This window comes from Nocardiopsis sp. NPDC101807 (assembly GCF_044766605.1).
Taxonomy (GTDB): Bacteria; Actinomycetota; Actinomycetes; order Streptosporangiales; family Streptosporangiaceae; genus Nocardiopsis; species Nocardiopsis tropica.
In genome coordinates, this window is the sequence record NZ_JBIWMK010000015.1 from 62,733 (window position 1) to 76,301 (window position 13,569).

Genomic DNA, 13,569 nt, shown 5'->3' on the forward strand with positions numbered 1-13,569 from the left:
ACGACCAAGAGGAACGGCATGACCGTCCACATACGAACCGGCCAGATCTACCGGTCGAACCGCCGCGCCGACGACACCATCCGGGTCATCCGCCCGGACTGGGGGTACGCCCTCGGACCGAGCGCTCTCGTGGAGAACCTGGACGGGTCTAATGTCCGATGGGTCCGACTGCGAAAACTCCACACCGATGGCAAGCGCCACTGGACTGGCTACAGCCTGGTCGAAGAGACCGCCTGACCCTCGGGGCGTCCGACACCAGGACACCCCAACCATCAACCCCCAGTTGATAGTTCACGGAGGACACATGAAGGACCCGCTGATCCGCTTCGCCGAGGAAGCCCGACAGGAGACCGGCATCGACCCGCAGACCGTCGTCGAAGCCCACCACGGCGACCCTGCGGCAATCATCGCGGCGTGGACAGACGACCGCGCCCGGCTCATGGCGAAGCTCGACAGCGTCCGCCACAGCGCCGCCCGCTACCGGGAGGATCGCGACAGCGCGTGGGCGGAGCTGGAGAACGCGGAGTGAGCCCCTGCCGCGTCGGCGGTCGGCGAGGCGGGAACCCCAAAGGAATCCTTTCGAGTTCGGAGAACACGTGACCCCCGAAATCGCAGTCGGCCTCATCGGCGCAGGAGGAGCACTCAGCGGAGCACTCATTGGCGGCCTGGCCACCTTCCTGGGCGTGGTCTACCAGCAGAAACGACAAGCCAAGCACGCCGCCGACGAACGCCGAACCGAGATGGGCCACCAAGCCGCACACGCCATCCTCACCGAACTGCAGGCCATCCGCGACCTTGCCAGCGACCGGCCCGAACACGAAGGCGGAACTCCCAGCGCAGTCGAAGCGTGGACCCCAGAAGTTCGTTCATGGAACGCTGAACTCAGCGAGAGCCTGGGCAAGATCCAACTAGCCCTGTTGCAGCTACCTGAAGAGGATCTACGCAAGGACCTCGATGCCATCTGCTCCTCGGGATTCGGCAACGAACCCTGGTTGTCGGAAGTCACCGGCGCGCCCAGGGGCAAGATTCTCATGTACGCAACGACCGCTGAAGCCCAACGGTGCCTTGGCGCATACCTCCGCGGAGAACCGATACCGAAGACGAGATACATGCGCCCGGCCCGGGAGGGGCTTTGGGAGCTGATGGGCGGACGCGAGTTCGGCGAGCGCCCGCCGGAGAACTGACAGGGCACCCCATGGCCGCTTCCGGCCACTCACCTTCACCGCCGCCCCTATAGCCCTACGCTCCCCGCGTGGACCTCACCATCACCGAAGCCTGGGCCCTCTGGTGGTCCGGGCAACAGCTCACCGAACACAGCATCCACGGCATGTCCGTGCTCTGGGCAGCGCGCACAGGAAAGCTCCTCGCGTTCCTCGCGGGCACCACGATCGTGCTCGACATCATCGGATCCGAGCGGCTGGTCGCCTGGGGAAACAGGGTTGGGAAATCCGGTTACCTAGTGGTAGCTGTCGTCTTGCTGTTCCCGATTGGTGTGCTCGTGCTCACGGAGACTGTTCGCCCTGGTGAATGGCTCCTGGAGAACTATCCTCCATGGGTGCTCTGGCTGACCATGGCGGCGTTCATGCCGCTCATTTGGTGGGCAATGGATCGCATTCCCATCTTTTCCATGAAGCTCGTCGTCAAGTTCGGGCGGATGCTGGCCAACCAGAAGTTTGAGCGCTGGCTCCGCACCATCGCCGTCCCGCTGTTCTTCCTCGGCTTCGCCCTGGACTACCTGGCGTTTTAACCAACAGGAGTGAACTTGATACCTGAAGACCGAATCCGCGCCGCTGGACGAATCCTCGCTGCCGCACGCAGGGAACGCGACAGCCTTCCGCCTCGCGAAGCGGCACTGCGAGCTCACACCCCCGGAGGCCCCTCGGTCGATGAGATCGAGGCTACGATCATCCGCCACCGGGAAGAGGCGCGGGCTGCCCTTGAAGCTCAGCGGAAGGACTGAGCCCACCTCCCCATCGCGGGCCACCGTTCGTCGGGGTCGTCGACCGCCTCGAACCCGGCGTGCTCGAAGAAGGCGACGCGCCCCTCCACGTTCTCGTCCTCGTCCGGGAACAGAAACACCCACGCGAGGCCAGCAGTGCGCGCCGTCCCCACGAACGCGTCCAGCAGCCCTGTACCGACCCCCTGCCGCCTCCACCCGGCGTCCACCACCAGAGACATCACGTACCCGTGCGGAGGCGGCACAGGGGAACCAGGGCCCGTGTAGGCCCCGTCGAGAACGCCCTCAATCCAGCCCACGACCGCGCCGGCGTCAACGGCGACCAGGGTGACACCCTTCGAGTGCCCCTTCGCGCCGAACGACGGCGCCGCGGCGGCGACCAGGGCAGCGAGGTCCGGGCCGTCCTCAGGCAGGGCACGACGGATCAGCATGAGGGCACGGTATCCGGAGGTCGAACTCGGATACTGCCTCCGCCCCGACCAGCGGCCTGCTAGCGTCCCCGCATGGAACAGCCCTCCACCCTCACCGCTTGCGCCGCGGGCCACACCGTTCACTACCCCGCCGCGCTCAACACCCTCGCCCAGACTGGAACCGACCTGGCGTTCTGCGTCGCCTGCGAATGCCAGCAGGTCCACATGATCACCATCCTCGACGGCGCCCTACCGCTCGTCGTCGCACGCGGAGGCCTCGACCTGTTCGACCGGTTCGAGAGCCAGGGATGGCCCGAGCACGTCCACGTGGATGAAGCCGGCGAGTTTTCCTACCGGGCGATGGAGCCCCTGGACCTGGCCAGGTTCCTCCTGGAGTAGGTGGAGTTGAGTCACGGCGGGCAGGCCTGTCCGCTTCCGGCCACCAGCACCACCACGTCAGCGGGTACACCACGGGGATGAGCGAACTCGTGTTCTTCAAGTCGACCCATAGCACGGTGCAGAACTGTGTTGAGGTGGCGTTCCGCAAGAGCAGCTACAGCGGCAGCCAGAGCGCGTGCGTCGAGGTCGCCGACCTTCCCGACGGCGCCGCCGTCCGCGACACCCAGAACCGCGACCTGGGGCACCTGTCCTTCCCCGGTACCGAGTGGTCCGCGTTCCTGCGGGCCACCTGACGAGACGGAGGCCTACGCCCACGCCGGATCGTAGTCCGGGTGGTCCGCCCACTTCGCCGCCACCGCACGGACGTCCTCGGAATCATCCCCAGCCATGTAGCAGGCATCCACAATGTGGCGCCACAACTTGATGTCGCCAAAAACCTCCACCCCCAGCGCCCGGCCCTGAAGCCACCGCCGGCACTCCTGGTCGGCGCGGTTGAAGGTGCCGGGGTACTCCGAGATGAGATCGCGCCACACCTGCCGCTCCATCTCGTCCAGTCGGCGATGCAGGAACGTGGTCATCTCCATCAGGTCCATGGGCCCATGGTGGAGGCCAACGGCGACGTGTACCGTCCGATTCCGGACTCTGAGAAGTGGTGCCGGTCACACGGTCGCCCCGGACGCGATGATCAGGGAGGCCACGAACCCCCACCCGATATGCCACGATTGATCAAGGGCATACGACCCGTTGCCGAGGCACGGGTTGTCGTCGCGCCCGGCTCGGGGAGCGCCGAGCCGGTAAAACTCGGACCGCCCCAACAGCCTCGCCAGCCGAGCCAGCGTCGTTCTTCGGTCGGCCCAGTAGTGCGAGACCGTGTCCACGCCCAGGCCGGCGGTGAGCGCCACCGGGTGCAGGTCCATCCCGGACAGCACCACCACCGGGGCCAGGCACACGACTTTGACGGCGGTGAGGGTGGTGACGTGGCGGGCGCACGCGGCGCGACCAGACCACCCCGCGCCGCCCTTCTCCGCGGCCTGACACGAGGTCTGCATCCAGTGGTCGCCCACCTGGTGCCCGGCGTACAGGGCCGCGAACGTTGCGGCGAATACGGTCGGATCGATCACGGTGGCTCCTCGCTCGGGTAACCCCATGCTCGGTCGCGTCGGCCGTAGGCCCTGTTCAGATGTGAACGCTCGCGGTGTGGGCTGAGACACAAAAGGCCCCCACCGGAGCAGGGGCCGAGGTGTGCGGTCACATTGGGGGAGGCGCCGGGGTCCCCAACACCACCAGGATCGGGAACGCGACCACCGACCCCCACTTGATGCCGACCTCGACCGGGCTCTTGCCCGTGTGGAACGCGACCGGCGAGCGGAACATCCACCACCTCTTGCCGTTCACCACCAGCGGCCACGCCAACGGCACACCCGACCGAGTCAGCCAGTCTCCGAGCACGTGTGTCAGTGACCCGACGAACACGGTCAGGCCGACGAGCCACCACGCAGGCCCCCACCCGGGCACCATCATCGTCCCCACCCCGAACACGACGGCCGTGATGACCGCGGCCAGCTGGCGCTTCTTCCGGGTGCCGAGGAACTTCCACTCGCGGAGCACAGCGCCGAGGCCGAGCGCGGACATCGCGAACACGACCAGGCCCGCACCGAGGGGGATGAGGGCGAGCACCAACGCCACCACCCCGAACGCCAGGCACGCCGGCACGGTGTGAGTGAGGAACCGGTGCCCGCCATCCTGCGGGCGGCGCCGTTCAACCTCGGTTGCGGTGCGCCGGTACACCTCCCGCGACGCCTGACGGATGTGACCCGACACGAGCTCTGTCACCGCCCCCAAAGACCGGCCCGCCGTGCTGCCAGGGGTGTCCAGGTCAGGGAGGAGCGCGGCGCCGGCGCCGATCGCTGCGCACACCAGCGCGTGGCCCAGATTGTCGGAGAGGAGGAAGCCGGTCATGCCGCCGGCGAGCACGCCCGTGGCGGCATGCGAGGTACCCATCATGAGGGGCTCCAAGGGGGAGGAGGGGAGAGGAAGTAGCACCTTGGCTACCTCTCGGACGGAGCGTTACTTCGGCTCCCACGGCATATCCGAGCCCGTGCACGACCACACGTGAACGTGGAGATGGAACACGGTCTGGCCGGCGCCGGGGCCGATGTTCACCGAGACGTGCTGGCCGGGTGAGGCAAGCTCAGCGGCCCGCTTCATGGCCGCCGCGGACACCTCGGGGTCGGTGGCGAAGTCAGCGACGTGCACTCGGGGGACGACCAGCGTGTGGTCATCGGAGCACGGGTTCAGCGGGACAAACGCGACCGCGTCAGACCACTCCCGCACAACGTGCGCCGGAGCTTTCCCGCAGACGATGTCGCAGAACACGCAGCTCATCGGACGACCGCCTTCTCAACGTCTCGGTGCACGACCCGGACATCCACACCCCGGGCGGCGAGGGCGTCATAGAGCTCCTCGCCCATGGCCACCGAACGGTGCCGGCCGCCACGGCAGTACACGAGCACCTGGACTTCACCGTCGCCGAGAGCCTCCTTGATGTCCATGAGCGCCTGGTCGCGGATCTCAACGGCGCCCGGCGTGTTCATCACGTGGTCGCGGACGCGGACATCGAGACCGGTCATCTCGATCATGGCGGGGTCGTCTGCAGGATTGCGGAGCGCGGTCGTCAGGTCGACGCGGATCGGGCACGAGGCGTCCGGCTCATCGCCGTGAAGAACGCCGAAGGTGGTGATGTGCGCGGTCATGTTGCACCTCCAAGGGGGACGTCCAGGCCTGTCGCCCGGCCACCCCGCCGCCCGCCGAAACGGGCAGCAGAGAAGCCGAACGACTCAGCGGTGCTTACGCCCCTCCATTACCAGGTGCAGCAGCACACCAGCCGCACCCAGCACCACCACCGGCAGCACTGACACGAACACCACCACCCAGTCCGGGGCCGTGTGCTTCCCCTGCGCTTCCAGAAGGTGGTAGACCGCCTGCCCGAACGCGCCCAGACCAAGAGCTGTGGCCGCAGACACCCCGGCGAACCACCGCCCCTTTCCGTGGACCAGTCCACCGACCGCGACCCACAGGGCCGCCGCCGCATACGCCTCGATGCCGATCGGCAGGGTGATCGCGAGGTCCACGATCAGTCCATCCCCGATCCCCGGAAGCAGGTTGACCGGACCGAAGCCGACCATGCGGCCCAGCCCGACCCACCCACCCCAGACCGCCGTGAACGCCGACAGACTGATTGCGAGGGTCGCGACGATCAGTCCATAGGGGGGCCGGTCCGGCCCGGCAGGCCGGTCTCCGGACTGGTCCGCCTCCTCCCGGACCGTCGGACCGTCGGACTGGTCCGTGTCACGGTCCACCGTGGACTGTCGGACCGGGGCGGGTTCCACTGCCGGACCGGACTGGGGGACCGGACCGCCATCGGACTGGGGAAGGGCCGGACCGGGCTGGACCGGAGCCTCAGGGACAGACGCAGCAGACCGGACCGGGGGACTGGCAGGGCGGACCGGGGCCGGACTGGTCTGGGGGTTGGCCTGCGCAGACTGGCGGACCGGAGCAGCAGCGGACTGCTCGGGCGCGGGCGCGTCCTCGACCGGGCCACCCTCGGACCGGACCGGGGCGGACTGCCCCCCACCAGCCGGACCGGACCGCTCCTCAGACTGCGGCTGACGGGCCGGACCAGAGGAGCGGTCCGGGGAGGACTGCGGACCGGGCCGGGGGGCAGGCGTCGGACTGGGGGACTGGTCCGCCTCGCTCCACTCCGGACCGGACTGGGGAGCGCTGTCCTCGGCCCGGTCCGGCGGACCGGGGTAGTCCGCCTCGACCGGACCGGACTGCTCCTTGTACAGACCGAGCAGGCGACTGGACCGGGCCGCCCCCCACCCGAACTCCTTCATGAGCTGATTGCGGCCCGGCAGTCCACCGCCGATCCGGTAGGACAGGTCGCGGATCTCCGCGAGGGCGACGTCGTCGGACTGGGGGATCGTGCTAGCTGCCATGATGGTGGTGCCTCTCTGTGAGGTAAGTGGCTCGCCCTCGTCCGCCAAGACACCGGGGCGAGCCACGCTTATGTTAGATCACATAACCTATGCTACATGAAGTCAACTAACCTAGCCTGTTATTCTCAGACCATGGACCTCTCCAAGTACCTGACCAGCGACGAAGCCGCCGAAAGGCTCGGCATCAGCCGCCAAGTCCTCTACAACCTCGCCTACCGCGACCCCGACTTCCCCGCCCCCACGAAGGTCGGACGAACCTCGCTGTGGGACCCCGAAGACCTCGACGCGTGGCGTCAGCGCCACCCCGCCCGGAAGAAGAAAGGAAGGGCGTGACGCTCGTGACGTCACGCCCCCACACCCCCTCCCCGGGCCTCCAGAACCCCCGAGACCCCCACCCTGTGACGGCGGTGTCACGGTGTCACCGCAGGTCAGAGGGTGACGACCAGTGACACCGTCACGGATGTGACGGCAGGTGTCACGCCGCTGTCACGCTCAACGCGGCCTCGATGTCACGCCGATACCAGCCCCGCGCGTCCCGCCCGTCGACCTTCAGCGAGTGCACCGGGCACGCCCCCGCAGCCGTCATCCGCTTGCGCAACAGGTCTTCGTCGCCGCCCGTGAGCCGGTCCGCGAGCTGAGAGCGGGTCGCCCGGTCCGACCCGGCGTCCGCCATCACCCGCAGCGCACCCACGAGGATGTCGTCGATCGGGGTGTCCTCCACGATCTCCGCGTCCTCGATACCGTCGTCGCCAGCGACCAGAGCAGGACCGGCGGGCTCCGGCGCGGAGGCGGTGTTGCCGAACGAACCCCACCCAGACGTCCACGTCCCGGACGCCGCCGCGGCCGGCGCGGGCTCGTCCTCGACGATCTCCGCGTCCTCGGTGAACAGGCCCCGCATCCGCTCGTACCTGGTGGCGTAGTCGTCGCCGGCCACGCTCGCGGACGCCTCATCCAGATCCGGACGCACCTGAGCGATCCGCAGGGCGGCCTTCTCCATGTCGTCAGGCAAAATGTTCCACCCCTGGTAGCGCACAGGCAAAGCGCCGTCGACGCTGATCCACCCGGAGCCCTTCGCCGTCAGGTGCTCGGGCTTGAGCTTGAGTTCCCACGCGGACTCGAAGACGGCGGCGATCTCCTTCTGCTGGCGGACCTTCATGCAGATCCCCACGCCAGTCTGGGTGGACATGGCGGCCGGGACCAGGTCTCCGGTCCCACGCAGCACGGACAGAACCAGGTTCACGGCCTCGTTCCTCGCGATCCGCTGGATCTCCTCCAGCTTCGTCGCGAGCTCCACCACCTGACCCTTGCCCGCAGCGGCCATGGCCTCCGCCCCCTCGTCGAGGATGATCACAATCTCCGGCAGGTCAGCGCCCACGGGAAGCAAGTTCGTGTTGTGCTCCTTCTTCCGCTTCCGGTACGCGATCTTGCGGTGCTTCGCGATCTTCACCGCGGCGGTCACCATGCGGATCGCCTCGTCGACGTTCGGGGCAGCCCAGTCGATCGGGCAGCGCTGCACCCGCCCGTCCAGCCACATGTCTACCCATGGCTGTGTCATGCCGCCCCCGTTCAGGTCGATGTGCCACACCAGGGCGTCGGAGCACATGCCGACGGTCGCGGTGATGCCCCACAGCAGGGTGGTCTTGCCCGCGCCCTTCTTCCCGACGACCAGCCACGACTCCTCGCGCATCGGCCCTTCGGCGGTGTCGCCGTTGGGGTGGGCGCCGATCGGCACCCCATCGAGGATGCTGCGCTGTTCCTCCCACAGCGGGTGGCCTTCGTCGAGGGACGTCATGACCTGGGTGGGGACCCGCAGGATGACGGTGCGCTGACCTTCGCCCTCCGGCTCGATGACTTCGATTGAGCAGCCGTGCGGGAGATTCGCGTCAGCGGCCAGACCGGGGGCGAGGTAGCGGAGCTGGTCGACGGTGGCACCGGCCTTGGGCAGGCACACCCGCACGTCCACCCCGCCGCCGTTCTCCCACTTCGTGACGGCCTCCACGACGATCCCGTGGAACGACTGGCCTCCACGATCGATGATCCGCTGCTGCCACTCCGCGTTCTCCTTCGCGGTAGACCCGAGCACCAGGCCCCCCGCTCGCGCCCCAGCGGGCACGGCGGAGCGCCGTCGCAGCCACGGGCCCATGCTGGCTCCGAGCACGGACCCGCCCACGAGCGCCCCGATACCGAGCGCCGACCACGGGTCGCCGGCGAGCGCCCACGTCATCCACCCGCCAACGCCAGCCCACCTGCCCAGCGTCGCGGCGACGCGTTCCGGTGGGGCCATGCCGCCGGTCACGAGGGAGGAGAGGGCCCCGACAGCGGCGATGCCCACTCCGGCGATGGGGTGCAGGCCGAGCGCGTCCATGGCTGCGGTGGTAGCGGCCACACCGACAGCTGCGGTGATGGCGTTGCCTCCGACGCTGTCGGTGGCGAGTGACCAGGTGGCCATCGGGGTCTCCTTCCAGATCAGGCGGGGGTTAGACGTTCCACTTGGACTCGTCGCCGCGCCGGCCTTCCTGGCGGGCGATGTCGGCGGCGTGCGCCTTGCGCATCAGCGGCTCGATCTCCTCGGCGAGGTCGTACACGGACCCGAGCGCCTCGTACACCTCGCGGATCTTCGCGACAATCGCCGGATTCAGCGGGAAACGCGCGGTCTCCAGCCCATCCGCGTAGGCCTTCACGGCGTGTCCGGTCTGAAGGAAGACGTCCGGCCACTGACGGGCGTCCCGCAGCACCTGGTAGGCGTCAGCGGGCTCGTAGCGGGTCATGGCGCCAGCCATGTCGTTGGCGATGGCGGCAGCGGGCAGTCCAGCCATGGTGGTTCCTCCTGTGGGTGTGCTGCTGGTCTTGGTGGTCTTGGGACTGAACCCGGGCACATCGCCAGCGGCCACGCGCTCGTCCCACGACCGGGGGTCGACGTTGGCGTCGTACTCGGTGGTGGTGTAGCCGGGCCATGCGGCGCCCCCCCTGGGGTCGACGTAGCCGGGCCGGGTGTCGGCCGGGTCGGCGTAGAAGGATCCGGGCGCTCCGGGCACCTCGGGGCCGAGCTTGTAGCCATCACGGGCGTACCGGGCAGCCGGGGTGTCCTTCTCGGCGGTGGGCTTGCCGCCCTTCTTGGTCTTGCTGCCCTTCCCGAAGAGGGAGGCGAGCCCGGCCCACGCGGCGACAATGACGCCGACGATCCCGGAGGTGAGCTTGCCTCCGCCCTTCTTGCGGACGGCCTTGCTGGCGGCCTTGGAGCGGGCACGGAAGCCGCGCTCCTTGCGCGCCGCCTTGAACGCGCTGGACGCCTTCTGTCCGGTCTTACGGTCCGCCCAGGCGCCTGCGGCGCGACCGGCGCGCTTGAGTCGACCAGCGGGCTTAGCGGTGGGACCCGAGCTGCCGCCCCACCTGGTCTTCGACATGCCGCCTCCAGAGGTGCGCGGCGACGTGCCCTTGCCCCGGGTGCCGCCGGCCGGGGGTGTGGTCTTGCGCTTCGAGGACGTGGTGCCGCCGGGGGAGCGGCGACCGAACAGGCCGCCGCCGCGCGGGGTAGAGCCGCCACGAGGAGCAGCCCCACGAGGCGAGACGCTGCGGCCCGACGCGCCCGACTTCGGCCCGGCGCCCTTGAGCGCCGACGCCCCACCGAGCCCACCCGACCTACCGCGGCCCGGAGCGCCCACACCTCCCGCACGTGCAGCCAACGGGGCAGATGCACGCCCACGCCCACCGGGCAGGCTCGGCGACCCCATCCGGAGCCTCCCGCCCGGGGCTCGGCGGATCGTGCGGGGGCGACGCTCCGAGCGGCGTCGACCGCCTCGCTTCCCGCGCTTCTTGCTGTGGCGGTACGCCACGTACCCCACGCCAGCGACACCAGCAGCGGCCGGAGCAGCCAGCCACCCCACGGGGCCGACGACGGACGCGAGCGCGTAGGAGCCGAGCGTCACCGCACCCAGGCCACCCACGGCGGCCTGGCCGACAGGGAAGCCCGACTCCTTCTTCTCCTTGGTCTCCTTCGGGGTCTTCTCCGCAGGAGCCTCGACAGCAGGCGCCGGCGCGGGGGAGGCCTGCTCCTCCGTGGTTTCCGGGACCTCAGTCATCCCAGCCCTCCCTCATGTAGTCCTCAGCTTCGTCAGGTGCGTCGTCGGGGGTGATCTCACCGAGAGCCCCCGCGTAGCTGACCGCGAGCCCCGTGGCGCACAGGCCCGCGATCGCTCCGGTGATGTGGATGACCGCCCAGGGGGTGTCCCGGTGGATCCAGGTGACCCATGCGGCGGTGCAGGTGTAGACGAGGAGCGCGAGGATGCGCATGGGGCCCTCCGGGTGGCGTGTCATCATGGGAGAGTCCTCCTCTCGTCTTGCAGATGCGGGGAGACGTGGCCCGCCCGGTCCTTGGTCGTTCTGGGCGGGCCTCCGTCGTGTCAAGCAGTCGCGCGCGTCTTCACCCGGGCGATCCCCGCGGCGAGCTCTTCGGCGTCGCCGAACTCGGAGCCGGGCCGTACCGTGATCTCGTAGTCGCCGGCCATGCCAGAGGCGACGAGGATCGCGTGCAGAAGGCCCAGAACCGCGTGAGGCTCGTCGGACTCGGGCAGGTACACGTCCGCGGTCACCGGCTCGCAGGACGAGGTAGTGACCCGCAGCCCGGGGTCGTCGTCGATCTCGATGGTCTGGTCGACGAAGTTGGTGTGCTTGAAGATGGTGGCCATGGTGAAGCCTTTCTGTGCAGGGATTTCTGGCGATCAGATGAGGCCGTCGAGCTCGGCGACCATCGCGGTCATGAAACGGCCGAAGGAATCTCCGCCGCCGCTGGCGAGATCGAGCCCTACTCCGAACAGGCCCGCCAGGGATTCGGGGTAGCGGAGTACCCACAGGCCGACGGCGATGATGACGATCCAGGTGACGATCCGGCCGAGGCATCCTTGGAACATGACCCCTCCTAGGCGGGCGCGACGGTGTAGAGCTTCTGAACAGCGGCGATGTCCGAGTACGGGAGCTTGACGATGGTGTCCGTCATGTCCGCGAAGAGGCCGACTCGGCGGGGGATGGTCTCGAAGATGTCCACCCACACCGGCTCCAGACCCGGCTCGGCCTGCCAGTCCGCCTCGGTGACGTCCCCGTGCGCGTAGGCGACGGTGCGCTCCGCCAGGGCCTGGATCTCGTCAAGCTCGTACCAGCGGGCGCCGCGCGTCTCGCGCTCGGACGGGGACAGTTCGCCCGTCCACCGGGTCGCGCCGAACACCATCCACTCGTGGCTCAGCGACGCGGCGGGGATGCGGCGGCACCGGTTCGGGATGCTGCGGGCGTACACCAGCGTCAGATCCTCCGGCCACACCGTCAGCCCGACTTCCTCCTGGGTCTCCACGATCGCCGCACCGAGGTGGGTGAGGGTCGGGATCTCGTCGCAGACGTGACCCGCGATCGGGGCGATGCCGCTGGGGGCGAGGTTGCGGGTGATCATCAGGATGCGGCCCTGGTCGTCGCGGAGGACGACGCCGACCGAGTTTCCATCGCACTGCTTCATGAGAGCTCCTTCGTGTGGTCGTGCTGGTCCCCGAGCCGCCCGGACATGCCGGACGGCAGAGGGAGAGCACGGTCAGCGACTGGAGATGACGAGCGCCGCAGCGAACAGGCTGACCCTGTGCATGGCTTGGTCGACGTGCGCGGCCCCGCCGTGCTCGCGGAACTTCTTCGCGCCGGCGCGGTCCATCCACTCACGGACGGGCCACCGGCGGTCGATCACCGCGTGCGTGACCACGGAGATGGCGACACCCGCAGTGACACGGCCCGGGTGGAGCTTCAGCCCCAACGCCCGGTCGACGAACAGCAGGACACCGACCTGAGCCACGTGGTACGAGGCGACGTGTCCGGCGAGCGCCGTCCACGACTCGGCCTCGGTGCACTCCCCCAGGCGGTCACCACGGGCTCCCTTGCGGGCGGCCTGGGTGTCGGTCTGAAGCATGTAGTCGCCGACGTGGTGGGCGACCTCCATGGCCGCGGTGACAGCGGCGAAGCGGGAAGCGGCGGTGGTCATCGGGACCTTCCTTCGGAGTCAGCGGCGATGGCCGCGTAGAGGATCGCGGCGATGGAGACCGCCACGAGGACGCCGAGGGCCGCCCCGAGAGGGTTCGCGAGAATGAAGTCGATGAAGGTCACCGGGCACCGCCATCTGCCGCAGCAGGCACAAGCTCGTCCGGGCCCACGAACCAGTAGAGAACCGAGTACTGCTGCTCTCCCGGGCGGCCCATGGCCTTCAGGAACTCGCGGGTGACGAAGTCGAGGAGATCAGAGGAGGTGGTCCCTGGCCGGGGAACGCAGGTGCCCTTGTAGGTGACCGGGTCGTAGCCGCGCAACTGGAGGGTGAGCACGTAGTGGAACCTCATCGCCGGACCTCCTCGACGGTCAGGCCGGCCTCGGCGGCGGCGCGCTCGTTCAGGGTGAGCGGCTGGCGGCGGAAGGTCGCGAGGGTGACCGCGAGGGCGATGGCGAGAGCGACCAGCGCGCACACCTCGACGGGGGAGAGGGAAGACAGCGCGAGGCGCATGGCCTCAAGCGCGGGGGAGACGTCGGGGACGTCGAAGGATATGCTGTTCACAGCTCGACTCCTGCTCAGATCAGGTGATCGGGTAGCCCTCGGACGGTGTTTGCAGCACCGGACGGGGGCTTCTTCAGTTCTGGAGTCAGACCCGCTCCATCTGGAGTGGATCTGGAGCGGACTACTGCCGGAAGTGGCTTTCTACTGCCAGCTGCTGACCGCTACCGATAGCTCTGAACTGGGGTTTTGCAGATCAACCAGGTCGCCGAGGTCGTTCGTGACTGTTTCGGGCAG

Annotated in this window: 24 protein-coding genes; 7 read left to right on the forward strand and 17 right to left on the reverse strand. The window is 68.8% G+C overall.

The window, feature by feature from the left end; all coding sequences use genetic code 11:
* Window positions 1-18: 18 nt before the first annotated feature.
* The 4 genes from ACIRPH_RS31360 to ACIRPH_RS31375 all read left to right on the forward strand — a co-directional run bounded on the left by ACIRPH_RS31360 (window position 19) and on the right by ACIRPH_RS31375 (window position 1,747).
* The gene (locus ACIRPH_RS31360; RefSeq protein WP_402921165.1) at window positions 19-237 is read left to right on the forward strand and encodes a hypothetical protein; all 219 of its coding nucleotides are present in this window, start codon (window positions 19-21) and stop codon (window positions 235-237) included.
* 67 nt (window positions 238-304) lie between these two features.
* Window positions 305-529: a hypothetical protein gene (locus tag ACIRPH_RS31365; RefSeq protein ID WP_402921168.1), complete on the forward strand. Its 225-nt coding sequence runs from the start codon at window positions 305-307 to the stop codon at window positions 527-529.
* A 67-nt stretch (window positions 530-596) separates the two neighbouring features.
* Window positions 597-1,184 (forward strand): hypothetical protein, encoded by a 588-nt coding sequence (locus tag ACIRPH_RS31370; RefSeq protein WP_402921170.1) that lies wholly within the window; start codon window positions 597-599, stop codon window positions 1,182-1,184.
* Window positions 1,185-1,252: 68 nt separating this feature from the next.
* Entirely contained in the window at window positions 1,253-1,747 is a 495-nt protein-coding gene (locus ACIRPH_RS31375) for a hypothetical protein (protein WP_402921173.1), read from the forward strand.
* 197 nt (window positions 1,748-1,944) lie between these two features.
* Here the strand turns inward: ACIRPH_RS31375 and ACIRPH_RS31380 are convergent, their stop codons facing one another.
* Entirely contained in the window at window positions 1,945-2,388 is a 444-nt protein-coding gene (locus ACIRPH_RS31380; RefSeq protein ID WP_402921176.1) for a GNAT family N-acetyltransferase, read from the reverse strand.
* A gap of 72 nt (window positions 2,389-2,460) precedes the next feature.
* Between ACIRPH_RS31380 and ACIRPH_RS31385 the strand changes: the two genes are divergently transcribed.
* Both ACIRPH_RS31385 and ACIRPH_RS31390 read left to right on the forward strand, forming a co-directional pair.
* Window positions 2,461-2,766 carry a hypothetical protein gene (locus tag ACIRPH_RS31385; RefSeq protein ID WP_402921179.1) on the forward strand — a complete coding sequence of 102 codons (306 nt, stop codon included), beginning with the start codon at window positions 2,461-2,463 and terminating at the stop codon, window positions 2,764-2,766.
* Between the two features lie 77 nt (window positions 2,767-2,843).
* The gene (locus ACIRPH_RS31390) at window positions 2,844-3,059 is read left to right on the forward strand and encodes a DUF397 domain-containing protein (protein ID WP_402921181.1); all 216 of its coding nucleotides are present in this window, start codon (window positions 2,844-2,846) and stop codon (window positions 3,057-3,059) included.
* Between the two features lie 12 nt (window positions 3,060-3,071).
* Here ACIRPH_RS31390 and ACIRPH_RS31395 read toward each other — a convergent pair whose 3' ends face one another.
* The 6 genes from ACIRPH_RS31395 to ACIRPH_RS31420 all read right to left on the reverse strand — a co-directional run bounded on the left by ACIRPH_RS31395 (window position 3,072) and on the right by ACIRPH_RS31420 (window position 6,125).
* A complete protein-coding gene (locus ACIRPH_RS31395; RefSeq protein ID WP_402921184.1) occupies window positions 3,072-3,359 on the reverse strand; it encodes a hypothetical protein in 288 nt (95 codons plus the stop codon).
* 66 nt (window positions 3,360-3,425) lie between these two features.
* Entirely contained in the window at window positions 3,426-3,887 is a 462-nt protein-coding gene (locus tag ACIRPH_RS31400) for a transcriptional regulator (RefSeq protein WP_402921187.1), read from the reverse strand.
* Between the two features lie 127 nt (window positions 3,888-4,014).
* On the reverse strand, window positions 4,015-4,767 hold the full coding sequence (locus tag ACIRPH_RS31405) for a metal-dependent hydrolase (protein ID WP_402921190.1): 753 nt from the start codon (window positions 4,765-4,767) through the stop codon (window positions 4,015-4,017).
* A 66-nt stretch (window positions 4,768-4,833) separates the two neighbouring features.
* On the reverse strand, window positions 4,834-5,151 hold the full coding sequence (locus ACIRPH_RS31410) for an HIT domain-containing protein (protein ID WP_402921193.1): 318 nt from the start codon (window positions 5,149-5,151) through the stop codon (window positions 4,834-4,836).
* Window positions 5,148-5,519, reverse strand: coding sequence for a hypothetical protein (locus ACIRPH_RS31415; protein ID WP_402921196.1), 372 nt, complete (start codon window positions 5,517-5,519; stop codon window positions 5,148-5,150). Before ACIRPH_RS31415 ends, ACIRPH_RS31410 begins: the two co-directional genes overlap by 4 nt.
* 84 nt (window positions 5,520-5,603) lie before the next feature.
* On the reverse strand, window positions 5,604-6,125 hold the full coding sequence (locus ACIRPH_RS31420; protein ID WP_402921199.1) for a hypothetical protein: 522 nt from the start codon (window positions 6,123-6,125) through the stop codon (window positions 5,604-5,606).
* A gap of 771 nt (window positions 6,126-6,896) precedes the next feature.
* Here ACIRPH_RS31420 and ACIRPH_RS31425 point away from each other — a divergent pair.
* Complete coding sequence (locus ACIRPH_RS31425) at window positions 6,897-7,097, forward strand: helix-turn-helix transcriptional regulator (RefSeq protein WP_402921202.1); 201 nt, start codon at window positions 6,897-6,899, stop codon at window positions 7,095-7,097.
* A 142-nt stretch (window positions 7,098-7,239) separates the two neighbouring features.
* Here the strand turns inward: ACIRPH_RS31425 and ACIRPH_RS31430 are convergent, their stop codons facing one another.
* From ACIRPH_RS31430 to ACIRPH_RS31475, 10 genes are all read right to left on the reverse strand, one after another.
* Complete coding sequence (locus ACIRPH_RS31430; RefSeq protein ID WP_402921205.1) at window positions 7,240-9,213, reverse strand: hypothetical protein; 1,974 nt, start codon at window positions 9,211-9,213, stop codon at window positions 7,240-7,242.
* Between the two features lie 28 nt (window positions 9,214-9,241).
* Window positions 9,242-10,168, reverse strand: coding sequence for a hypothetical protein (locus ACIRPH_RS31435; protein WP_402921208.1), 927 nt, complete (start codon window positions 10,166-10,168; stop codon window positions 9,242-9,244).
* Window positions 10,169-10,835: 667 nt separating this feature from the next.
* On the reverse strand, window positions 10,836-11,081 hold the full coding sequence (locus ACIRPH_RS31440) for a hypothetical protein (RefSeq protein ID WP_402921211.1): 246 nt from the start codon (window positions 11,079-11,081) through the stop codon (window positions 10,836-10,838).
* Window positions 11,082-11,164: 83 nt separating this feature from the next.
* Window positions 11,165-11,449 carry a hypothetical protein gene (locus ACIRPH_RS31445; protein ID WP_402921214.1) on the reverse strand — a complete coding sequence of 95 codons (285 nt, stop codon included), beginning with the start codon at window positions 11,447-11,449 and terminating at the stop codon, window positions 11,165-11,167.
* Between the two features lie 33 nt (window positions 11,450-11,482).
* A complete protein-coding gene (locus ACIRPH_RS31450) occupies window positions 11,483-11,671 on the reverse strand; it encodes a hypothetical protein (protein WP_402921217.1) in 189 nt (62 codons plus the stop codon).
* Window positions 11,672-11,679: 8 nt separating this feature from the next.
* Window positions 11,680-12,264, reverse strand: a complete 585-nt coding sequence (locus ACIRPH_RS31455; protein WP_402921220.1) for an NUDIX hydrolase — start codon at window positions 12,262-12,264, stop codon at window positions 11,680-11,682.
* A 72-nt stretch (window positions 12,265-12,336) separates the two neighbouring features.
* Window positions 12,337-12,774 carry a hypothetical protein gene (locus ACIRPH_RS31460; protein WP_402921223.1) on the reverse strand — a complete coding sequence of 146 codons (438 nt, stop codon included), beginning with the start codon at window positions 12,772-12,774 and terminating at the stop codon, window positions 12,337-12,339.
* A complete protein-coding gene (locus tag ACIRPH_RS31465) occupies window positions 12,771-12,896 on the reverse strand; it encodes a hypothetical protein (RefSeq protein WP_402921226.1) in 126 nt (41 codons plus the stop codon). Before ACIRPH_RS31465 ends, ACIRPH_RS31460 begins: the two co-directional genes overlap by 4 nt.
* Entirely contained in the window at window positions 12,893-13,123 is a 231-nt protein-coding gene (locus tag ACIRPH_RS31470) for a hypothetical protein (RefSeq protein ID WP_402921228.1), read from the reverse strand. Before ACIRPH_RS31470 ends, ACIRPH_RS31465 begins: the two co-directional genes overlap by 4 nt.
* Window positions 13,120-13,335 (reverse strand): hypothetical protein, encoded by a 216-nt coding sequence (locus ACIRPH_RS31475; RefSeq protein WP_402921231.1) that lies wholly within the window; start codon window positions 13,333-13,335, stop codon window positions 13,120-13,122. The genes ACIRPH_RS31470 and ACIRPH_RS31475 overlap by 4 nt, the downstream gene beginning before the upstream one ends.
* Window positions 13,336-13,569: the final 234 nt, after the last annotated feature.

What these genes read in the sequence shown, in the direction of transcription:
- ACIRPH_RS31360 (WP_402921165.1), top strand. Translation starts at nt 19, where the DNA reads ATGACCGTCCACATACGAACCGGCCAGATCTACCGGTCGAACCGCCGC.
- ACIRPH_RS31365 (WP_402921168.1), top strand. Translation starts at nt 305, where the DNA reads ATGAAGGACCCGCTGATCCGCTTCGCCGAGGAAGCCCGACAGGAGACC.
- ACIRPH_RS31380 (WP_402921176.1), bottom strand. Translation starts at nt 2,388, where the DNA reads ATGCTGATCCGTCGTGCCCTGCCTGAGGACGGCCCGGACCTCGCTGCC.
- ACIRPH_RS31385 (WP_402921179.1), top strand. Translation starts at nt 2,461, where the DNA reads ATGGAACAGCCCTCCACCCTCACCGCTTGCGCCGCGGGCCACACCGTT.
- ACIRPH_RS31390 (WP_402921181.1), top strand. Translation starts at nt 2,844, where the DNA reads ATGAGCGAACTCGTGTTCTTCAAGTCGACCCATAGCACGGTGCAGAAC.
- ACIRPH_RS31395 (WP_402921184.1), bottom strand. Translation starts at nt 3,359, where the DNA reads ATGGACCTGATGGAGATGACCACGTTCCTGCATCGCCGACTGGACGAG.
- ACIRPH_RS31405 (WP_402921190.1), bottom strand. Translation starts at nt 4,767, where the DNA reads ATGGGTACCTCGCATGCCGCCACGGGCGTGCTCGCCGGCGGCATGACC.
- ACIRPH_RS31410 (WP_402921193.1), bottom strand. Translation starts at nt 5,151, where the DNA reads ATGAGCTGCGTGTTCTGCGACATCGTCTGCGGGAAAGCTCCGGCGCAC.
- ACIRPH_RS31415 (WP_402921196.1), bottom strand. Translation starts at nt 5,519, where the DNA reads ATGACCGCGCACATCACCACCTTCGGCGTTCTTCACGGCGATGAGCCG.
- ACIRPH_RS31425 (WP_402921202.1), top strand. Translation starts at nt 6,897, where the DNA reads ATGGACCTCTCCAAGTACCTGACCAGCGACGAAGCCGCCGAAAGGCTC.
- ACIRPH_RS31430 (WP_402921205.1), bottom strand. Translation starts at nt 9,213, where the DNA reads ATGGCCACCTGGTCACTCGCCACCGACAGCGTCGGAGGCAACGCCATC.
- ACIRPH_RS31435 (WP_402921208.1), bottom strand. Translation starts at nt 10,168, where the DNA reads ATGTCGAAGACCAGGTGGGGCGGCAGCTCGGGTCCCACCGCTAAGCCC.
- ACIRPH_RS31440 (WP_402921211.1), bottom strand. Translation starts at nt 11,081, where the DNA reads ATGATGACACGCCACCCGGAGGGCCCCATGCGCATCCTCGCGCTCCTC.
- ACIRPH_RS31445 (WP_402921214.1), bottom strand. Translation starts at nt 11,449, where the DNA reads ATGGCCACCATCTTCAAGCACACCAACTTCGTCGACCAGACCATCGAG.
- ACIRPH_RS31450 (WP_402921217.1), bottom strand. Translation starts at nt 11,671, where the DNA reads ATGTTCCAAGGATGCCTCGGCCGGATCGTCACCTGGATCGTCATCATC.
- ACIRPH_RS31455 (WP_402921220.1), bottom strand. Translation starts at nt 12,264, where the DNA reads ATGAAGCAGTGCGATGGAAACTCGGTCGGCGTCGTCCTCCGCGACGAC.
- ACIRPH_RS31460 (WP_402921223.1), bottom strand. Translation starts at nt 12,774, where the DNA reads ATGACCACCGCCGCTTCCCGCTTCGCCGCTGTCACCGCGGCCATGGAG.
- ACIRPH_RS31470 (WP_402921228.1), bottom strand. Translation starts at nt 13,123, where the DNA reads ATGAGGTTCCACTACGTGCTCACCCTCCAGTTGCGCGGCTACGACCCG.